Consider the following 17,877-nt stretch of genomic DNA (forward strand, 5'->3'; position numbering starts at 1 on the left):
GGCGCCGGCCGCTGACTGGGGCCGTTCGGGGAGAGCCCGTCATTCTACCTTGGGGGGTGGGATAATCCCGACCATGGGTATCACGATCAAAGACGAAGCAGGCATCCAGGGGATGCGAACCGCCGGGCGCCTGGCCGCGGAAGTCCTGGACTACCTCACGCCCCAGATCAAGCCGGGCATCACGACGCGGGAAATCGACCAGCTGGCCGCCGAGTGCATGGCCAAGCAGGGCACCACGTCCGCCACGCTGGGCTACCAGCCGGCCGGCTACCCGCCCTACCCGGCGTCGCTGTGCACCTCGGTCAACAACGTGGTGTGCCACGGCATCCCGAACGACAAGCCGCTGAAGAAGGGCGACATCGTCAACGTCGACGTCACCGTCATCAAGGACGGCTGGTACGGCGACACCAGCCGCATGTTCGTCGTGGGCGAGGCCTCCATCGCCGCCAAGCGGCTGGTCGGCATCACCTACGACGCGATGTGGCACGGCATCGTGGAAGTCCGGCCCGGCGTCCGGCTGGGCGACATCGGCTGGGCCATCCAGAAGTTCGCCGAATCCAACGGCTTCTCCGTGGTGCGCGAGTTCTGCGGCCACGGCATCGGCCGCAACTTCCACGAGGAGCCCCAGGTGCTGCACTACGGCAAGCCGGGCACCCTGGAGGAACTGCGCCCGGGCATGGTCTTCACCATCGAGCCCATGATCAACGCCGGCCGGCGCGACGTGAAGGAATTCGGCAACGACGGCTGGACCATCGTCACCAAGGACCATTCGCTGTCGGCCCAGTGGGAGCACACGGTGCTCGTCACCGAGACCGGCTACGAGGTGCTGACCCTGTCCGAGGGCAGCCCGCCGCCGCCGGCGTTCGTCAAGGGATGAGCCGCGCTGGCGTCATTCCCGAGGAGGCCGGGGGGCAGGAAGCCCTGGATCCCCGCCTGCGCGGGAGTGACGCCGGTCCGCACGGGAAGGACGTTCCCTCGGTCGGCGCGGCGTACAAGGCGCGCAAGGGCGAGCTGCTGGCCGAATTCCGCGAGGTCGGCTCCACCCGCAGCGTCAAGGGCCTGCTGCAGGCCCTGAGCCAGCTCGCCGACGACACCCTGAAGCTCCTCTGGCAGCGCGCCGGCATCCCCGCCGGCATCGCCCTGGTGGCGGTCGGCGGCTTCGGCCGCGGCGAGCTGTTCCCCCACTCCGACGTCGACGTGCTGCTGCTGATGCCGGACGGCATCTCGCCCGACCACGACGACACACTCAAGCGCCGGATCGAGAACTTCATCGGCAGCTGCTGGGACGCCGGCCTGGAGATCGGCTCCAGCGTGCGCACGGTCGAGGAATGCGTGGCCCAGGCCGCCGGCGACGTGACCGTGCAGACGGCGCTGATCGAGTCGCGCCCGATCACCGGTTCGCGCAAGCTGTTCAAGGAGTTCCGGGACCGCACCCGGGAGCGCATCGACCCACGCGCCTTCTTCACGGCCAAGACGCTGGAGATGCGCCAGCGCCACACCAAGTTCGAGAACACGCCCTACTCGCTGGAGCCGAACTGCAAGGAGTCGCCCGGCGGCCTGCGCGACCTGCAGGTGATCCTGTGGGTGGCCAACGCCGCCGGCTTCGGCAAGAGCTGGGACGAGCTGGCCCGGCGCGGCCTGGCCACGCCCTTCGAGGCGCGCCAGATCAAGCACAACGAGGCGCTGCTGTCGATGATCCGCGCCCGCCTGCACATCGTGGCCGGCCGGCGCGAGGACCGGCTGGTGTTCGACCTGCAGAACACCGTGGCCGATTCCCTCGGCTACAAGGCCACGATGCGTGCGGACGGCCGTCTCGTGGCCCGGGCGAGCGAACGGCTGATGAAGCGCTTCTACTGGGCCGCCAAGGCGGTGGCGCAGCTCAACCAGATCCTGCTGTTGAACATCGAGGAACGGCTCAATCCGCTGGCGGCGGAGTCGCGCCCGATCAACGAGCGCTTTCTGGAGAAGGCCGGGATGATCGAGGTCGCCAGCGACGACCTGTACCTGCGCCACCCGCAGGCCATCCTCGAGACCTTCCTGCTGTTCCAGACGGCACCGGGCGTCAAGGGCCTGTCGGCGCGGACCCTGCGCGCGCTCTACAACGCGCGCAAGGTGATGGACGGCAACTTCCGCAACGACCCCGTCAACCACGCGACCTTCTGCGCGATGCTGATGGCGCCGCGCGGCATCACGCACGCCATGCGCCTGATGAACCAGACCTCGGTGCTGGGGCGCTACCTGTGGGTGTTCCGCAGGATCGTGGGGCAGATGCAGCACGACCTGTTCCACGTCTATACGGTGGACCAGCACATCCTGATGGTGCTGCGCAACGTGCGCCGCTTCTTCATCGCGGAGCACGCGCACGAGTACCCGTTCTGCTCGCAGCTCGCGGCGGGCTGGGACAAGCCCTGGATCCTCTACGCGGCGGCGCTGTTCCACGACATCGCCAAGGGCCGCGGCGGCGACCACTCCGAGCTGGGCGCGCGCGAGGTGCGGCGCTTCTGCAAGCAGCACGGCATCCAGGGCGAAGACGCCGCGCTGATCGAATTCCTCGTCCGGCACCACCTGCTCATGAGCAACGTGGCGCAGAAGAAGGACCTCGGCGACCCGGAGGTGATCAAGGCATTCGCCGCGCGCGTGGAGAACGAGCGCTACCTCACGGCCCTGTACCTGCTGACCGTGTCCGACATCCGCGGCACCAGCCCCAAGGTCTGGAACGCCTGGAAGGGCAAGCTGCTGGAGGACCTCTATCGCTACACCGTGCGCGTGCTGGGCGGCGTCGCGCCCGATCCGCGCGCCGAGGTGGAGGCGCGCAAGCGCGAGGCGCTGGTGCAACTGCAGCTGTATGCGCTGCCCTTCGAGGCGCACAAGAAGCTGTGGGACACCCTGGACGTCGGCTACTTCATGCGCCACGACGCCGGCGACATCGTGTGGCACACGCGCCATGTCTCGCGCTACGTCGGCGCGGCCAAGGCGATCGTGCGGGCGCGCATGTCGCCCGTCGGCGAAGGGCTGCAGTTGATGGTCTATACGCCGGACCAGCCGGACCTGTTCGCGCGCATCTGCGGCTATTTCGACCAGGCCGGCTTCAGCATCCTGGACGCCAAGATCCACACGGCCACCAACGGCCACGCCCTGGACACCTTTCAGGTGGTGACGGCCATGATGCCGGACCACTACCGCGAGCTCTGCACCATGGTGGAGTCCGACCTGGCCGGCGTGATCGCCGCGGCGGGCCCGCTGCCGCCGCCCAGCCGCGGCCGGGTCTCGCGCCGGGTCCGGAGCTTCCCGATCCCGCCGCGGGTGGACCTGCTCCCGGACGAGAAGGCGCAGCGCTGGCTTCTGTCCGTGTCCGCCAGCGACCGGGTCGGCCTGCTCTATTCCATCGCCCGCGTGCTGGCCCGCCACAAGCTGAACCTGCAGCTGGCCAAGGTCACGACGCTGGGCGAGCGGGTGGAAGACACCTTCCTGATCGACGGCCCCGAGCTGCAGCAGAACCGCAAGCAGATCGAGATCGAGACCGAGCTGCTCGAAGCGATCGCGTCGTAGGCCGCTCAGGCTAGGCCGTCGGCGGCTGCCAGCCCGCGAACAGCGCTTCGGCCGGGATGATGTCGTCCACCGCCGTGCTCGGCGTGTTTCCCGGTTCCGCCACCTGCAGGTCGTCCGGCGCGAAGTCCCAACCCAGTTTCTGCGCCAGCAGCACGTCCCAGCGCTGGCGCGCCAGCTTGGCGTAGCCGCGGTCGGCGGGGTGGATCTCGTCCATCCAGTCGTGGCTGGGACCTTCCGTGCCGGGCGCGGCCGGCGTGAGCAGGCCGCGCTGGTCGATGAAGGTGACGTTGCTGCGGGTGGCGCAGAAGTCCTCCAGCTGCTCGTTCAGTTCGTCGATCACGGCATCGGCCACTGCCCGCATCTGGAGGGCGTCCAGGTTGGCCCGGCGCAGCATCGGGTACAGCCACGGGCCCGTGCCCAGGCGGGTGCCGGCGAACACCTGCGCCCCGGCCGGCCGCGGCTGCAGGTAGTCGTAGCCATGCAGCAGGATGGGCGTGCTGCCGTTGAGCGGGGAATCGTCGCGCAGGTCGAAGAAGCGGCCGATGTCCTGGATCACCGGCAGGAAGAAGTCCCGATGCCGGCTGCGGTGCACCAGTTCCATCACGTCCGGCTTCGTCCAGGGCCGGGTGCGGCCCGCGAACTCGCGTTCGAACAGCGCGCGCAGGTCGTTGCCCCCGGCCGACAGGAGGATCGCGTCGAAGCGGAAGAAGCGCATCAGCGTGCGGGTCTGGCGCTCCTGCCGCCCCGAGACCATCTCGTGGATCTCGTCGCCGATGTGCGCGACGTCCACGACCGCGGTGAGGAAGGGCGCCCGCAAGGCGTCCAGGAGGTTGGTGCCGCGCAGGCCGATCGGCGTGAACTTGTCGAACCAGGAGTCGCCCTCGGCGTAGACGGCCCGTTCCGGCTGGATCGCGTCCAGGCCGCGGCTCACGTCGCTCACCAGCCCGGAGTTCGCCTCCACCCGGAACAGGCCCCGCCACGGCGCGTGCGGATGGCTGCGCGGATCGACCGTCATCGCCTGGTAGGTCATGGCACTCTCCTGGTGCGGGTTCCGCAAGAATGGTCGCCCGGGCGGGCCAGGGGCTCCGGGGAAACCCTTTGTACTAATCGTCCTCCTGCGCCAGGTCCGGAAACAGGACCTCGGTGAAGCCGAAGCGGGTGAAATCGCGCACCCGCATCGGATACAGCTTGCCCACCAGGTGGTCGCATTCGTGCTGCACCACCCGCGCATGAAAACCTTCGACCTCACGTTCCACCGGCCGGCCCTTCTCGTCGAATCCGGCGTAGCGGATGCGCCGCCAGCGCGGCACCACCCCGCGCAGGCCCGGCACCGAGAGGCAACCTTCCCAGTCTTCCTCCTCCTCGCCGCCGATCGGCGTGAGCACCGGGTTGACCAGGACGGTGCGCGGGACGGGCGGCGCGTCGGGGTAGCGCGGATTGGGCGCGTCGGTGCCGAAGATCACCACCTGCAGGTCTTCCCCGATCTGGGGCGCGGCGAGGCCGGCGCCGTTGGCGGCGCGCATCGTGTCCTGCATGTCGGCGACCAGCGCGTGCAGCTCGCGGGTGTCGAAGGCACGTACCGGCTGCGCGACGCGCAGCAGGCGCGGGTCTCCCATCTTCAGTATTTCTCTTACGGACATGGTTCCGGAGCATACGCGCGGCGCGCGCAACTGGTATCTTGTACGGTGATGGAACCCGAACTGCAGCCAGCCCCCCGAGGACTCACCGCCCCCGCCCGCTGGGCCCTGCAGGCACTGGCGGCGGTCTGCGTCGTGCTGGGAGTCATCGGCATCGTGGTGCCGGTGCTGCCCACGGTGCCCTTCCTGCTGGTGGCGGCCTGGGCCGCTTCGCGCAGCTCGCCGCGGCTGCATCGCTGGCTGCTCACGCATCCGCGCTTCGGGCGGCCGCTGCGCGAATGGGAGGAAGCGGGCGTGGTCCCGCGCGGCGCCAAGTGGCTGGCCACGGTCATGATCGCCGTCAGCGGCGTCGTGGCGCTCCTCGTCGCGCCGGCGGGCTGGCGCAACCTGGTGCTCCTGGCGCTGCTGCTCGCGGCGGCCGTCCTGCTCTGGCTGTGGCGACGGCCGGAGCGGCGCCCCGACACCGGCGCCTGAGGGTCAGGCGCCCGCCAGCAACTGGCGCAGGCCGTCTTCGTCCAGCACCGTCACGCCCAGTTCCCGGGCCTTGTCCAGTTTGCTGCCGGCCTCGGCGCCCGCGACGACAAAATCGGTCTTCTTGCTGACGGAGCCGGCGACCTTGGCGCCGGCGGCTTCCAGCATCTCCTTGGCCTCGTCGCGCGAGAGCGTCGGCAGCGTGCCGGTGAGCACCACGGTCTTGCCGGCCAGCGCCCTGGGCGCTTCCACCGCGGGCGCGCCCTCTTCCCAGTGCATGCCGCAGGCGCGCAGCTGCTCGATCACTTCGCGGTTGTGCGGCTGCGCGAAGAAGGCATGGATGCTCTCGGCCACCACGGGGCCGACGTCGGGAACCTGCAGCAGTTGCTCCACGCCCGCATCCATGATCGGGTCGAGGCGGCCGAAGTGGCGCGCGAGATCGCGCGCCGTGGACTCGCCGACGTGCCGGATGCCGAGCCCGTACAGGAAGCGCGGCAGCGTGGTGGACTTGGACTGCTCCAGCGCCGCCAGCAGGTTCTGCGCCGACTTCTCGCCCATGCGTTCCAGCGCCACGAGGCCCTGCAGGCCCAGGCGATAGAGATCGGGCAGGACGCGGATCACGCCGGTCTCCACCAGCTGGTCGACCAGCTTCTCGCCGAGGCCCTCGATGTCCATCGCCCGGCGCTGCGCGAAATGCAGGATCGCGTGCTTGCGCTGGGCGCTGCAGAACAGCCCGCCGGTGCAGCGATGGTCGGCCTCGCCCTCCTCGCGCACCGCGGCCGATCCGCAGACCGGGCACTGCGCGGGCATGGAGAAGACCGGCGCGCCGGCCACGCGCCTTTCCGGCACGACGGCGACGACCTCGGGGATCACGTCGCCCGCGCGCCGCACGATCACCGTGTCGCCGATGCGCACGTCCTTGCGGTGGACCTCGTCCTCGTTGTGCAGCGTGGCGTTGGTGACGGTCACGCCGCCGACGAACACGGGCACCAGCCGCGCCACCGGCGTGAGCTTGCCGGTGCGGCCGACGTACACGTCGATCGATTCGACGGTCGTGAGCTGCTCCTGCGCGGGAAACTTGTGCGCCACCGCCCAGCGCGGCTCGCGCGTCACGAACCCGAGCTGCTTCTGCAGCGCCAGATCGTCGACCTTGTAGACGACGCCGTCGATGTCGAACGGCAGGCCGTCGCGGTCGCGGCCGACCGCCTGGTGGTAGGCCACCAGTTCGTCGGCGCCGCGCGCGAGCACGGTGCGGTCCGAGACCGGGAAGCCCCAGGCCTTGAGCGCCTGCAGCACCTCGTAGTGGGTCGCGAAGGCCGGGCCGCCCTCGATCTCGCCCCAGCCGTAGGCGTAGAAGCTCAGGGGCCGCTGGCGGGCGATGCCGGGATCGAGCTGGCGCACCGCGCCGGCGGCGGCGTTGCGCGGGTTGACGAAGGTCTTCTCGTTCTTCGCGCCCCGGGCGATCTTCTCGCGCTGCAGCTCGTTGAGGCGCTCGAAGTCGTCGCGGCGCATGTAGACCTCGCCACGGACTTCGAGGACGGGAGGGACGGCCGCCCTCCCCCCGGCCCGCTCCCGCGCGCGGGAGAGGGTCAGCGGGATCTGCCCGATCGTGCGGATGTTCTGCGTGACGTCTTCGCCGATCTCGCCGTCGCCGCGCGTGGCGGCCTGCACCAGCACGCCGCGCTCGTAGCGCAGGCTGATCGCCAGGCCGTCGAACTTCAGTTCGGCGACGTAGTCGACCGGCGGATCGCCTTCCTTGAGGCCCATCTCGCGCCGCACCCGGGCGTCGAAGTTGCGCGCGCCGGTGGCCTCGATGTCGGTCTCGGTGCGGATCGACAGCATGGGCACGCGGTGCCGGACCTTGGCGAAGCCCTCCAGCGGCTTGCCGCCGACGCGCTGCGTGGGCGAGTCGGGCGTCCGCAGCGCCGGGTATTGCTCCTCCAGCTGCTGCAGCTCGCGGAACAGCTTGTCGTATTCGGCGTCGGGGATCGCGGGCGCATCCAGCACGTAGTACTGGTGGGCGTGGTGGTGCAGGAGCTCGCGCAGGGCGTCGGCGCGTTCCTGGATCGGGGCGGGGATGCTCATGAAAACAGCCGGCGCGCCTGCGGCGAGCCGGCCGAGAGGTCGCGCGCGTCGAGCGTGTCGTACAGGTGCTCCAGGTCCGCGCCGATCACGTCCAGGGCGTCGGCCGGGATCACGCGGCCGTCGTCGTCGGTGATCAGGCCGTCCATGGAGGCGGCCAGGGCGATCGCGGCGTCGCGCATGCGCACGAAAGGCTGCTCGGTGCGCGGCACCTGCGGCACGTCCAGGCTCAGGGTCAGTTCGCGGATGGCGGATTGCGCCGGGTCGTCGGCCAGCGCCGCCTGCGGCGCGAAGGCGAGGCCCAGCACCGGCGGGCCGCCCGCCACGCTGGCCGGCAGCACCATGCGCCCGGGGATGGCGCCGGCGACGAAGCCCAGGCGCGCCGCGCTCTGCTGCACGTAGCCGGGGCTCCAGGCGGCATTGCGCGCGCGCAGCGTGAAGCCCAGCTGGGCGTCGTGGGCGCTGGCGAACTGGTCCAGCTCGCGGGCCCGCGTCACCTCGTCGCGCATTTCGGGGAAGGCCGGCCCCCCGCCGACGGCGTCGGCGAAGGCCTGGGCCTTCACCACGAATTCCGAGAACTCGATCTCGTTGAGTGCCCCGTTGCGGTTCGCGAGCTGCACGCCGGCCTGGAAGGCGCCGTAGCGCTGGCCGGCCCGCGGCATCTCCCACTCCTGGGTGGCCTCGTTGCGGCCTTCGATGGCGAAGGGCTTGCTGCCGGCGCGGCGCGTCGGCGGCAGCACCGACAGCGCGAGTTCGCCGGAGACCGGCGCATCGACGGCGATGGGGGCCAGCACGTCGATCAGGGCATCGAGGCCGGGGCGCTTCTCCGGCACCGGCAACGGCGCCAGCGGCGCCTCGTCGAACGTCGGCTCCGTGCGCTGCGGCGGGGCCTCCACCGTGGCGGCGGCCGCCGCAGCCTCCGGCTGCCGGGGCGTGTTGCGGCGGGTGGTCCAGGCGTTCCAGGCGACCAGGGCGGCGAGCACCGAGCCGCCGAGGAGCGCGATGCCGAAGGTGAACTCGGTCATCATGCCTCGGCCATCGACACGGCGGATTCCATGTCCACCGCCACGATGCGCGAGACGCCCTGCTCCTGCATGGTCACCCCAATGAGCTGTTCGGCCATCTCCATGGCGATCTTGTTGTGGCTGATGAAGAGGAACTGCGTTTCCTTGCTCATGCTGCTCACCAGCTTGGCGTAGCGCTCGGTGTTGGCGTCGTCCAGCGGCGCGTCCACCTCGTCCAGCAGGCAGAAGGGCGCCGGATTGAGCTGGAAGATCGCGAACACCAGCGCGATGGCCGTCAGCGCCTTCTCCCCGCCCGAGAGCAGGTGGATGGTCTGGTTCTTCTTGCCCGGGGGCTGCGCCATCACCTGCACGCCGGAGTCGAGGATCTCCTCGCCGGTCATCACCAGCCTGGCGTTGCCGCCGCCGAACAGCTCCGGGAACATGCGGCCGAAGTGTTCGTTGACCGTCTGGAAGGTGCTTCCCAGCAGCTCGCGCGTCTCGCCGTCGATCTTCCGGATCGCGTCTTCCAGCGTGACCATGGCCTCCGTGAGGTCCTTGGACTGGGCGTCGAGGAACTGCTTGCGCTCGCGCGCGGTGCTCAGTTCCTCCAGCGCAGCGAGGTTCACCGCCCCCAGCGCCGCGATCTCGCGGTGGAGCCGGTCGATCTCCGCCTGCAGGCCCTGCAGGCGGACGTTGCTCTCCGCGACCGACCGGCCCACGGACTCCAGGTCGGCCTGCGCGTCGACCAGCATCTGCGTGTACTGCTCCAGGCCCAGGCGCGCGGCCTGCTCCTTCAGCTGGAATTCCGTGATGCGCTGGCGCAAGGGGTCGAGCTCGCGTTCCAGCTGCAGCCGGCGCTCGTCGCTGGCGCGCAGCTTGGCGGTGAGGTCGTCGTATTCGCTGCGCCGGGCGCCCAGCACCTTCTCGCGCTCGGACTTGAGCTCCAGCGCGGATTGCAGGCCGGCCTGCGCCGCGGCATCGGTCAGGCGCGTGAGTTCGGCGCGGGCCCGCTCCTCCTCGGCGGCGATGGACGTGGCCTGCTGCGTGGCCGTCTCGATGGCGCGCTGCAGCTCGCCGCGCCGCGCGTCCAGTGCGCGCTGCGCGAACTGCGCTTCCTGCGCCTGGCGTTCCAGGCTGCGGTGCTGCTCGCGCGCCTCGGCCAGCTTGCGCTCCGACGCGATCACCCTCTCGTCGAGCTGGGCGTGGCGCTCCTGGCTGTCGGCCAGCTGCATGTCCAGTTCCTCGAAGCGGGCCTCGGCGGAGACGCGGCGCTCCTGCAGTTCCTCCAGCAGGGCGTCGACTTCGGCGAGGTCGGAGCCGATCTGCTCGCTGCGGGCGCGGGTCTGTTCGGCCAGCTGCGTCAGCCGCAGGGTCTCGACCTGCAGCTCGTGCGCGCGGCTGCGGCCTTCGGCCGCTTCGCGCCGCGCCGTGGTGAGGCGCTGTGCGGCGTCGCTGTAGGAGGCCTCGGCGCGGACCAGGGCGGTGCGCGCCTCCTCGGCGATCAGCGCCTGGGCGCGCAGCTGCTTTTCCAGGTTCTCGATTTCCTGCTGGCGGGCCAGCAGGCCGGCCTGCTCGGAGTCCTGCGCATAGAAGCTGACGCTGTGGGCCGTCACGGCATGGCCGGACTTCACGAAGAGGGTCTCGCCGCCCTGCAGCTTGTCGCGCGCGGCCAGCGCGTCCTCCAGCGAGGCGGCGGTGTAGCAGCCGTGCAGCCAGTCGGCCAGCAGCGCCTTCTGGCCGGCATCGTTCAGGCGCAGCAAGTCGGCCAGGCGCGGCAGGGCCGAGGCCGCTTCCGGCGCGCCCGCGGCAGGGGCGTGGTAGAAGGCCAGCTTGGCCGGCGGCGCGTCGCCCGCGAAGGCGCGCACCATGTCCAGCCGCGAGACCTCCAGCGCATTCATGCGCTCGCGCAGCGCCGCTTCCAGCGCGTTTTCCCAGCCCTGCTCGATGTGGATCTTCGTCCACAGGCCCTGCAGGCCGGCGAGGCCGTGCCTGGCCAGCCAGGGCTGCAGCTTGCCATCGGTGCGGACCTTCTCCTGCAACGCCTTGAGTGCTTCCATGCGGGCCGACAGGTCGGCCTGGCGGGCGCTCTGGGCGTTCACGTCCTGCTGCCGGGCGCGCCGGTCCTCGTCCAACTGCGGCACCTGCTCCTGCAGTTCGTGCAGGCGGGCGTCGGCGGTCTCGGCGGTTTCCTGGGCCGCCGCCAGCTGCTGCTGCAGGTTGGCCAGGCGCTGTTCGTCCGGCGCGGCGAGCGCGTTGCGGTCGGCCACCAGGCGCTCGCGGCGCTGCTGGAGCTGGCGCGACTGCTCCTCGATGTTGCGCTGGTCGGCGGCCAGCACCTGAATCTGCTGCTGCACCTGCGTGACCGCGCCGCGCTGCTCGGAAGACTTCGACTGCGCCTGGCGCAGGGCCTCTTCCAGGTCCGGCATCTGCAGGCCCTGCTCCTCGACCTGCGCGGCCAGCAGGGTCGCCTTCTCCTCGGCTTCCAGGGTCTGGGCCGCCAGGTTCTCGGTCTCGGCTTCCGCTTCTTCCTTGCGGGTGGACCACTGCGCCGCCTGTTCCTTCAGCTGCAGCAGGCGCTGCTCGGCGCGCTGGCGGCCTTCCACCACGAACCGGATCTCGGCCTCCAGCCGCCCCACCTCGGCGCTGGCTTCGTAGAGCTGGCCCTGGGCCTGGTTCACCTGGTCGCCGGCGGCGTAGTGGGCCTGGCGGATCGTCTCCAGCTCGCTCTCGACCCGGCGCAGGTCGGCCACGCGCGACTCGAGGTCGTTCACCGCCTTGTCGGCGTCGGCCTTGACGCGCGACTGGTCGTTCTCGGCTTCCGTGCGCTTGAGGAACCAGAGCTGGTGCTGCTTGAGCGTGACGTCGGCCTGCAGCTGGTTGTACTTCGCCGCGACCTCGGCCTGCTTTTCCAGCTTGTCGAGGTTGGTGTTCAGTTCGCGCAGGATGTCCTCGACCCGCGTCAGGTTCTCGCGCGTGTCCTGCAGCCGGTTCTCGGTCTCGCGCCGACGCTCCTTGTACTTGGAGACGCCGGCGGCCTCTTCCAGGAACAGGCGCAGTTCCTCGGGCTTGGATTCGATGATCCGGCTGATCGTGCCCTGGCCGATGATGGCGTAGGCGCGCGGGCCCAGGCCGGTGCCCAGGAACACGTCCTGCACGTCGCGGCGGCGCACCGGCTGGTTGTTGATGTAGTAGCTGGAGGTGCCGTCGCGCGTCAGCACGCGCTTGACGGCGATCTCGGCGAACTGGCTCCACTGGCCGCCGGCGCGGTGGTCGGCGTTGTCGAAGATCAGTTCGACCGAGGAGCGCGAGGCGGGCTTGCGCGTGGTCGTGCCATTGAAGATCACGTCCTGCATGGACTCGCCGCGCAGCTCGCTGGCCTTGCTCTCTCCCAGCACCCAGCGCACGGCGTCCATGATGTTGGACTTGCCGCAGCCGTTGGGCCCGACCACCCCCACGAGCTGGCCGGGCAGCATGAAGTTGGTGGGCTCGGCAAAGGACTTGAACCCGGAAAGCTTGATCGAATTGAGACGCACGGCCCCTCGCCCCTGTGGCTGACTCGAATGAGAACGCCGGCGGGGGAGTCGCGCGACGGGACGTCGCGCAGCGCTCCGGGCGCCGGCGTCTTTGGGGGAGCATGATACCTTCTGCCGCAGGCCCTCCTGCCGGGCTGCCCGCGCCCGAAAGTGTCGCGAAATTGCCAAAATTGTGGCAATCATGGCGGGCAAAGTCCTGATCGGCGTCTCGGGCTGGCGTTACACCCCCTGGCGCGGCCACTTCTACCCTTCGTCTACATGCGGCTGCACGGCTCGACCGAGCTTTACAACAGCCGGTACACGCCGGAGGAACTGGAACGCTGGGCGCGCTTCATCCACGCCTGGCGCCCAGGGCACCGAACCGGGGGACGCGCGATTGATCTGCCCGGTGCGCTCGCGCGAACGGGCCGGCCGGGACGTCTACTGTTACTTCGACAACACCGACAAGCGCCACGCGCCCGTGAATGCGCGGGAGCTGATGCAGATGCTGGACGTCACCTGGACGCCCGAGCCGGCCTGAGCGGGGCCTCTTTCAAAGGTTCTGGTGAAGGCAAAGGTAGTTGCCTTCGGTGTCGCGGAACCAGGCGCACTTCTCGCCGCCCATGTCGCACACGTGCTCGACCGTCTTGAGCCCGGGAAAATCGTAGTCTTCGAAGACCACCCCCGCCCGCTCCAGGGTGCGGATCCCGTCGACGATGTCCTTCACCTCGAAGCTGAGCGCGGTGTGCTCCGCCTTGGTCCCGCCTTCGCGCGGCACGAGGGCCACCGAGAAGTTCGGCAGTTCATACACCCACGCCCCATCCGGCTTGGGCCTGGCGGGAGAGAACCCGAGCCTGGATTCATAGAAGGCCCGGGCGCGGTCGAGGTCCTTCACCGGCAGGATCGTGGTGACCCTGGACTCGGACAGATGCAGCATGGCGGCTCCTTCGCAAGGGGCGGGTCGCCAGAATAGTCCTCCGGGCGCCGCAGCGAAAGCCTGGGAGTCCGGGCGCCGGAGAAAGGGGTTAGCGCCGGGGCTTGGCCTCCAGCCCCCTCGCAGACCCACCGGCAGCCCCGTGTCTCTACTGCCGAGGCACCTAGAATCCGGCGCATGCCGACGCGCCGCCGCCTCCTCGCCGCAGCCCCGCTCGCCCTGCTGGCGGGCTGTGCCACCCGCTTCTACGACGAGCAGCAGCCCGAGGCGGCGCGTCCGCTGCTGCAAGTGCAGAACCCGGGCCTGCAACCGAGCACGGGCGAGGTGATCCGCGTGCAGGCGCAGGACCTGCAGGCGGGCGACATCATCCTGTCGGCCGCCAACGGGGCGACTTCGCTGGGCATCCGGCTGATGACGCTGGCCCCGGTGAGCCATGCCTCCCTTTACGTCGGCAGCGCCGAGATCGCCGAAGCTGTGGGGGAAGGCATCCGCCGCCGGACCCTGGAGCAGTTCCTCGAGGAGGAAGCCACCGCCGTCGCCTTCCGCCACCCGGGCGTGCGGGAAGAGCATGTCCTGCGCATGCAGGCCTTCGTCGGCGAGACGGTGGGGCAGAAGTACAACCTCCTGGGCGTGATGTTGCAGGCGCCCTTCGCCATCGACCGCAAGCTGTGCGAACTGCCGCTCACGCCCACGCTGGTGCGCGACTTCTGCCTGCAGGGGCTGGGCGCCTTCCACCTCGGACTGGGGAGCAGCGACACCTTCTTCTGCTCCCAGTTCGTGCTGGAGGCCTATCGGCGGGCCGGCCTGCCCCTCACCGAGGCCGACCCGCGCCTGCTCAGCCCGGCGGACCTGCTGCACATGCGCGAAGGCGACGTGCCTTCCGTGCGCACGCACCAGGCGCTGGTCTACGTGGGGCACCTGAAGTACCAGCCCCTGGGCGCTCCCATCGTCTAGGAGCCGATGTGCATCGAGAACTGCGCCCCGTCGGAGTGGCGGCAGTGGCCGCTGCCCAGGGTGGGTGAGTTCATGGTGTAGCGGCAGCTCAGGTAGCTGCCGCGGCTGCCGGCGTCGTTGGCCACGCCGTCCCGGCCCGAACCGCCGACCCGGGTCGCCTCGCCGGCGAAGCTCTCGCCGCCGATCGCCGTGGAGAAGTGCCCGCGGCCGTTGAGGTCGTTGGTGACCACCGCCGCCACCACGCCATAGGCGCTGGCCTGCTCGTTGGCGGGATACAGGCGGGCGGTGATGGTCACCGGCGCGGGCGGCGCCGCGGGCACGACGGCCGGCCCGCCCGCCGCCGGTACGACCACGGTCGGCGCGCCGGCCCCCGGCTGCATCGGGACGACGTAGCAGCCCGTGAGCAGCGTGGCGGACAAGGCGGTGGCAGCCATCAGGATGCGACGCGGAAGCGAAGCGCTCTTCATGGAGATCCTCGAAAGCCCAAGCACATGCTTGTGCGGCGGACTGTGGTCCTGGGAGCGTTCGCGGGTGGCAGGAATCGGCGCCGAGGGCGCGGCAATCTACCGGGAGTATCGCCTGGAGCTACCCGCAGGCCGCGGACGGCGTGAGCCGCGCGTCCATCAGCGCGAACCACAGGGGAGGCACGGCGGCCAGCAGGATGCACCCCGCATAGCCGGTGGGCAATTGCGGCCCGGGCAGCGGCTCCAGCTCCGCGAAGGTCTTCCAGGCGTGCACATGGTGGTCCGAATGCCGCTGCAGGTTGGCCAGCAGGCTGTTGGAGACGGCGTGGTCCGCATTCCACGCGTGCGCCACGCCGAAGGGTTCCGGCCGGCCATCCGCCTGCGTGCGCCGCTGCAGGCCGTAGTGCTCGATGTAGTTCACCGTCTCCAGCAGCCACACGGCGAAGGCGGACTGGACCAGCCAGAACGCGAGCAGCTTCCAGGCGCCCAGCGCCGCCAGCGCCACCAGCCAGGCGGCCGCGGCGAGCGTGGTCCAGAACAGCGGGCTCGCCAGCCACCCACGGTGCCTCCATCGCAGTTGCCTCGCCTCCAGCTCCCAGGCGCTGCGCAGGCTGCCGGCCAGCGTGCGCGGCAGGAAGGCCCAGAGGCTTTCGCCGTGGCGGGCCGAGGCCGGATCGTCCCGGGTGGCGGCCCGGACGTGGTGCCCGCGGTAGTGCTCCACCATGAACTGCGGGTAGCCGACCAGCGTCATCAGCACCCAGCCAAGCACCCGGTCGGCGTGATGACGGCTGTGCCCGAGCTCGTGGGCGTAGGTGATGCCCTGCGAACCCGTCATGAAGCCGACCGCGATGCCGACGCCGACGACCGTCGGCCAGCTCCCCTGCACCGCGGCGGCGGCGCCGGCCCAGAGCAGCAGCAGTTCCAGCGGTACGTACAGCCGCAGCAGCCAGCGCAGCGCGCCGCCATCCGCGTTCGGCGCCGGCGAGCGCGCCAGCGCCGGGATCCCCGCTTCGAGCCCGGCGATCAGGACCAGGACGCCGATCGCGATGAAACCGGCCGCATGCGGCAGCGCCGTCACCGAGTGCACCGTCAGTGCAGGCAGCAGCAGCCCCAGCAGGAAGCGCAGGTCGCCGGCACGCAGGCGCGTCGCGTTCATGCAGGAATTGGACTGCCCGTGCAAAGAAAGGTCAATCGCGGGGCTGGGATAATCCGCGGATGAATCCCCTGCTGTCCCGGCTGCAGCCGTATCCCTTCGCGCGCTTGCGGCAGCTCTTCTCGGACGTCACGCCGAATCCCGCCTACCGCCCCGTCAGCCTGGGCATCGGGGAGCCCAAGCACCCCACCCCCGCCTTCATCAAGCAGGCGCTGGCCGCCGCCATGGAAGTGCCCGGCAGCGACCTGGCCGGCTACCCGCCCACGGCCGGTACGCCCGAACTGCGTGCGGCCTGCATCGGCTGGCTGGAGCGCCGCTACGGCCTGCGGCTCGACGCCGAAACGCAGGTCCTGCCCGTGAACGGCTCGCGCGAGGCGCTGTTCGCCTTCGCCCAGACGGTGATCGACCCGAACCGGCCGGCCGTGGTGGTCTGCCCCAATCCCTTCTACCAGATCTACGAGGGCGCGGCCCTGCTGGCGGGCGCCGAGCCGTACTACGCGCCCAGCGACCCGGCGCGCAACTTCGCGGTGGACTGGGACAGCGTGCCGCAGGCGACCTGGGCGAAGACGCAACTGCTGTACGTCTGCTCGCCGGGCAATCCGACCGGCGCGGTGATGCCGCTGGACGAATGGCGCAAGCTGTTCGCGCTGCAGGACCGGTACGGCTTCGTCATCGCCTCGGACGAGTGCTACAGCGAGATCTACTTCCGCGACGAGCCGCCGCTGGGCGGCCTGGAAGCGGCGGCCCGGCTGGGGCGCCAGGACTTCAAGGGGCTGGTGGCCTTCACCAGCCTGTCGAAGCGCAGCAACGTGCCCGGCATGCGCAGCGGCTTCGTCGCCGGCGACGCGCAGATCCTCAAGCAGTTCCTGCTCTATCGCACCTACCACGGCAGCGCCATGAGCCCGATCGTGCAGGCGGCCAGCGTGGTCGCCTGGAACGACGAGCAGCACGTGGTGGACAACCGCGAGCAGTACCGCCGCAAGTTCGCCGAAGTCACGCCGCTGCTCGAGCGGGTGCTCGACGTGCACCTGCCCGACGCCAGCTTCTACTTGTGGGCGGGCGTGCGTGGCAGCGACACCGATTTCGCCCGCGAGCTGCTGGCTCAATACAATGTCACCGTGCTGCCGGGCAGCTACCTCGCCCGCGAAGCGGGAGGCTTCAACCCCGGCGCCGGTCGCGTGCGCATGGCGCTGGTGGCGGACACCGCCGAGTGCCTCCAAGCCGCGCAGCGCATCGTGCAATTCGTCCAATCCAGGCGGCAACAAGCCCAGAACCCATGACCCAGCAGCTCCAGCAAATCATCGACAAGGCGTGGGACGACCGCGCCAGCCTTTCGCCCAAGGGCGCCCCGAAGGAAACGAGCGAGGCCGTAGAACACGTCATCGGCGAACTCAACACCGGCAAGCTGCGCGTGGCGACCCGCGAGGCCGTCGGCAAGTGGACCGTCCACCAGTGGGTGAAGAAGGCGGTGCTGCTGTCGTTCCGCCTGAACGACAACGTGCTGATGAAGAGCGGCGAACTCGCCTTCTACGACAAGGTGCCGACCAAGTTCTCGCACCTGTCCCCCGAGGAGATGGCCGCCACCGGCGTGCGCGTGGTGCCGCCCGCCGTGGCGCGCCGCGGCAGCTACATCGCCAAGGGCGCGATCCTGATGCCTTCCTACGTCAACATCGGCGCCTACGTGGACGAAGGCACGATGGTCGACACCTGGGCGACCGTGGGCTCCTGCGCCCAGGTCGGCAAGAACGTGCACCTGTCCGGCGGCGTGGGCCTCGGCGGCGTGCTGGAGCCGCTGCAGGCCAATCCCACCATCATCGAGGACAACTGCTTCATCGGCGCCCGGTCCGAGGTCGTGGAAGGCGTGATCGTGGAGGAGAACTCCGTGATCTCCATGGGCGTGTACATCGGCCAGAGCACCAAGATCTACGACCGCGAGACGGGCGAGATCCACTACGGCCGCGTGCCGGCCGGCTCGGTGGTGGTCAGCGGCAACCTGCCCTCCAAGGACGGCAGCCACAGCCTGTATTGCGCCGTGATCGTGAAGAAGGTCACTGCGGCGACGCGCGCGAAGGTGAGCCTGAACGACCTGCTGCGCGACTGAGAAGAAAATGCCCTGG

The 17,877-nt window shown here is 70.1% G+C and carries 15 protein-coding genes and 1 pseudogene; 8 read left to right on the forward strand and 8 right to left on the reverse strand.

Annotated features, from left to right (window positions below; all coding sequences use genetic code 11):
• The first annotated feature begins 73 nt into the window (after positions 1-73).
• Both map and JJ685_RS09210 read left to right on the forward strand, forming a co-directional pair.
• On the forward strand, positions 74-877 hold the full coding sequence (gene map, locus JJ685_RS09205; protein WP_201673955.1) for a type I methionyl aminopeptidase: 804 nt from the start codon (positions 74-76) through the stop codon (positions 875-877).
• Entirely contained in the window at positions 874-3,549 is a 2,676-nt protein-coding gene (locus JJ685_RS09210; RefSeq protein WP_201673956.1) for a [protein-PII] uridylyltransferase, read from the forward strand. The genes map and JJ685_RS09210 overlap by 4 nt, the downstream gene beginning before the upstream one ends.
• Before the next feature lie 10 nt (positions 3,550-3,559).
• Here JJ685_RS09210 and JJ685_RS09215 read toward each other — a convergent pair whose 3' ends face one another.
• Both JJ685_RS09215 and def read right to left on the reverse strand, forming a co-directional pair.
• Complete coding sequence (locus tag JJ685_RS09215) at positions 3,560-4,579, reverse strand: SGNH/GDSL hydrolase family protein (RefSeq protein WP_201673957.1); 1,020 nt, start codon at positions 4,577-4,579, stop codon at positions 3,560-3,562.
• Between the two features lie 73 nt (positions 4,580-4,652).
• A complete protein-coding gene (gene def / locus JJ685_RS09220) occupies positions 4,653-5,189 on the reverse strand; it encodes a peptide deformylase (protein WP_201673958.1) in 537 nt (178 codons plus the stop codon).
• A gap of 48 nt (positions 5,190-5,237) precedes the next feature.
• Between def and JJ685_RS09225 the strand changes: the two genes are divergently transcribed.
• Positions 5,238-5,660: a YbaN family protein gene (locus tag JJ685_RS09225; protein WP_201673959.1), complete on the forward strand. Its 423-nt coding sequence runs from the start codon at positions 5,238-5,240 to the stop codon at positions 5,658-5,660.
• A gap of 3 nt (positions 5,661-5,663) precedes the next feature.
• Here JJ685_RS09225 and ligA read toward each other — a convergent pair whose 3' ends face one another.
• From ligA to smc, 3 genes are read right to left on the reverse strand one after another with little or no spacing between them, the layout of a single operon-like run.
• Positions 5,664-7,742 carry an NAD-dependent DNA ligase LigA gene (gene ligA, locus JJ685_RS09230; RefSeq protein WP_201673960.1) on the reverse strand — a complete coding sequence of 693 codons (2,079 nt, stop codon included), beginning with the start codon at positions 7,740-7,742 and terminating at the stop codon, positions 5,664-5,666.
• A complete protein-coding gene (locus tag JJ685_RS09235) occupies positions 7,739-8,764 on the reverse strand; it encodes a cell division protein FtsZ (RefSeq protein ID WP_201674717.1) in 1,026 nt (341 codons plus the stop codon). Before JJ685_RS09235 ends, ligA begins: the two co-directional genes overlap by 4 nt.
• Positions 8,764-12,276: a chromosome segregation protein SMC gene (smc, locus tag JJ685_RS09240; RefSeq protein WP_201673961.1), complete on the reverse strand. Its 3,513-nt coding sequence runs from the start codon at positions 12,274-12,276 to the stop codon at positions 8,764-8,766. The genes JJ685_RS09235 and smc overlap by 1 nt, the downstream gene beginning before the upstream one ends.
• Before the next feature lie 150 nt (positions 12,277-12,426).
• On the opposite strand from smc, the pseudogene JJ685_RS30395 reads away from it, so the two are divergent.
• Positions 12,427-12,621: pseudogene (locus tag JJ685_RS30395) on the forward strand (DUF72 domain-containing protein); the annotation flags it as partial.
• A 43-nt stretch (positions 12,622-12,664) separates the two neighbouring features.
• A complete protein-coding gene (locus JJ685_RS29725) occupies positions 12,665-12,796 on the forward strand; it encodes a DUF72 domain-containing protein (protein ID WP_236598856.1) in 132 nt (43 codons plus the stop codon).
• 12 nt (positions 12,797-12,808) lie between these two features.
• Here JJ685_RS29725 and JJ685_RS09250 read toward each other — a convergent pair whose 3' ends face one another.
• Positions 12,809-13,192, reverse strand: coding sequence for a VOC family protein (locus tag JJ685_RS09250; protein WP_201673963.1), 384 nt, complete (start codon positions 13,190-13,192; stop codon positions 12,809-12,811).
• A 174-nt stretch (positions 13,193-13,366) separates the two neighbouring features.
• On the opposite strand from JJ685_RS09250, the gene JJ685_RS09255 reads away from it, so the two are divergent.
• On the forward strand, positions 13,367-14,143 hold the full coding sequence (locus JJ685_RS09255) for a C40 family peptidase (RefSeq protein WP_201673964.1): 777 nt from the start codon (positions 13,367-13,369) through the stop codon (positions 14,141-14,143).
• Here JJ685_RS09255 and JJ685_RS09260 read toward each other — a convergent pair.
• A complete protein-coding gene (locus JJ685_RS09260) occupies positions 14,140-14,610 on the reverse strand; it encodes a hypothetical protein (RefSeq protein ID WP_201673965.1) in 471 nt (156 codons plus the stop codon). The two genes, JJ685_RS09255 and JJ685_RS09260, sit on opposite strands and share 4 nt — an antisense overlap.
• Before the next feature lie 118 nt (positions 14,611-14,728).
• Positions 14,729-15,763: an alkane 1-monooxygenase gene (locus tag JJ685_RS09265; RefSeq protein ID WP_201673966.1), complete on the reverse strand. Its 1,035-nt coding sequence runs from the start codon at positions 15,761-15,763 to the stop codon at positions 14,729-14,731.
• Positions 15,764-15,822: 59 nt separating this feature from the next.
• On the opposite strand from JJ685_RS09265, the gene dapC reads away from it, so the two are divergent.
• Positions 15,823-17,040 carry a succinyldiaminopimelate transaminase gene (dapC, locus tag JJ685_RS09270; RefSeq protein WP_201673967.1) on the forward strand — a complete coding sequence of 406 codons (1,218 nt, stop codon included), beginning with the start codon at positions 15,823-15,825 and terminating at the stop codon, positions 17,038-17,040.
• Complete coding sequence (gene dapD, locus JJ685_RS09275; protein ID WP_201673968.1) at positions 17,037-17,861, forward strand: 2,3,4,5-tetrahydropyridine-2,6-dicarboxylate N-succinyltransferase; 825 nt, start codon at positions 17,037-17,039, stop codon at positions 17,859-17,861. The genes dapC and dapD overlap by 4 nt, the downstream gene beginning before the upstream one ends.
• Positions 17,862-17,877: the final 16 nt, after the last annotated feature.

Origin of the sequence: Ramlibacter monticola (assembly GCF_016722785.1) — a bacterium.
GTDB lineage: Bacteria > Pseudomonadota > Gammaproteobacteria > Burkholderiales > Burkholderiaceae_C > Ramlibacter > Ramlibacter monticola.

Excerpts from the sequence above, each read along its gene's own strand:
- JJ685_RS09265 (WP_201673966.1), bottom strand. The coding sequence starts at position 15,763 with ATGAACGCGACGCGCCTGCGTGCCGGCGACCTGCGCTTCCTGCTGGGG.
- JJ685_RS09250 (WP_201673963.1), bottom strand. The coding sequence starts at position 13,192 with ATGCTGCATCTGTCCGAGTCCAGGGTCACCACGATCCTGCCGGTGAAG.
- dapD (WP_201673968.1), top strand. The coding sequence starts at position 17,037 with ATGACCCAGCAGCTCCAGCAAATCATCGACAAGGCGTGGGACGACCGC.
- dapC (WP_201673967.1), top strand. The coding sequence starts at position 15,823 with ATGAATCCCCTGCTGTCCCGGCTGCAGCCGTATCCCTTCGCGCGCTTG.
- ligA (WP_201673960.1), bottom strand. The coding sequence starts at position 7,742 with ATGAGCATCCCCGCCCCGATCCAGGAACGCGCCGACGCCCTGCGCGAG.
- def (WP_201673958.1), bottom strand. The coding sequence starts at position 5,189 with ATGTCCGTAAGAGAAATACTGAAGATGGGAGACCCGCGCCTGCTGCGC.
- map (WP_201673955.1), top strand. The coding sequence starts at position 74 with ATGGGTATCACGATCAAAGACGAAGCAGGCATCCAGGGGATGCGAACC.
- JJ685_RS09210 (WP_201673956.1), top strand. The coding sequence starts at position 874 with ATGAGCCGCGCTGGCGTCATTCCCGAGGAGGCCGGGGGGCAGGAAGCC.
- JJ685_RS09260 (WP_201673965.1), bottom strand. The coding sequence starts at position 14,610 with ATGAAGAGCGCTTCGCTTCCGCGTCGCATCCTGATGGCTGCCACCGCC.
- JJ685_RS09255 (WP_201673964.1), top strand. The coding sequence starts at position 13,367 with ATGCCGACGCGCCGCCGCCTCCTCGCCGCAGCCCCGCTCGCCCTGCTG.
- JJ685_RS09225 (WP_201673959.1), top strand. The coding sequence starts at position 5,238 with ATGGAACCCGAACTGCAGCCAGCCCCCCGAGGACTCACCGCCCCCGCC.
- JJ685_RS09215 (WP_201673957.1), bottom strand. The coding sequence starts at position 4,579 with ATGACCTACCAGGCGATGACGGTCGATCCGCGCAGCCATCCGCACGCG.
- JJ685_RS09235 (WP_201674717.1), bottom strand. The coding sequence starts at position 8,764 with ATGACCGAGTTCACCTTCGGCATCGCGCTCCTCGGCGGCTCGGTGCTC.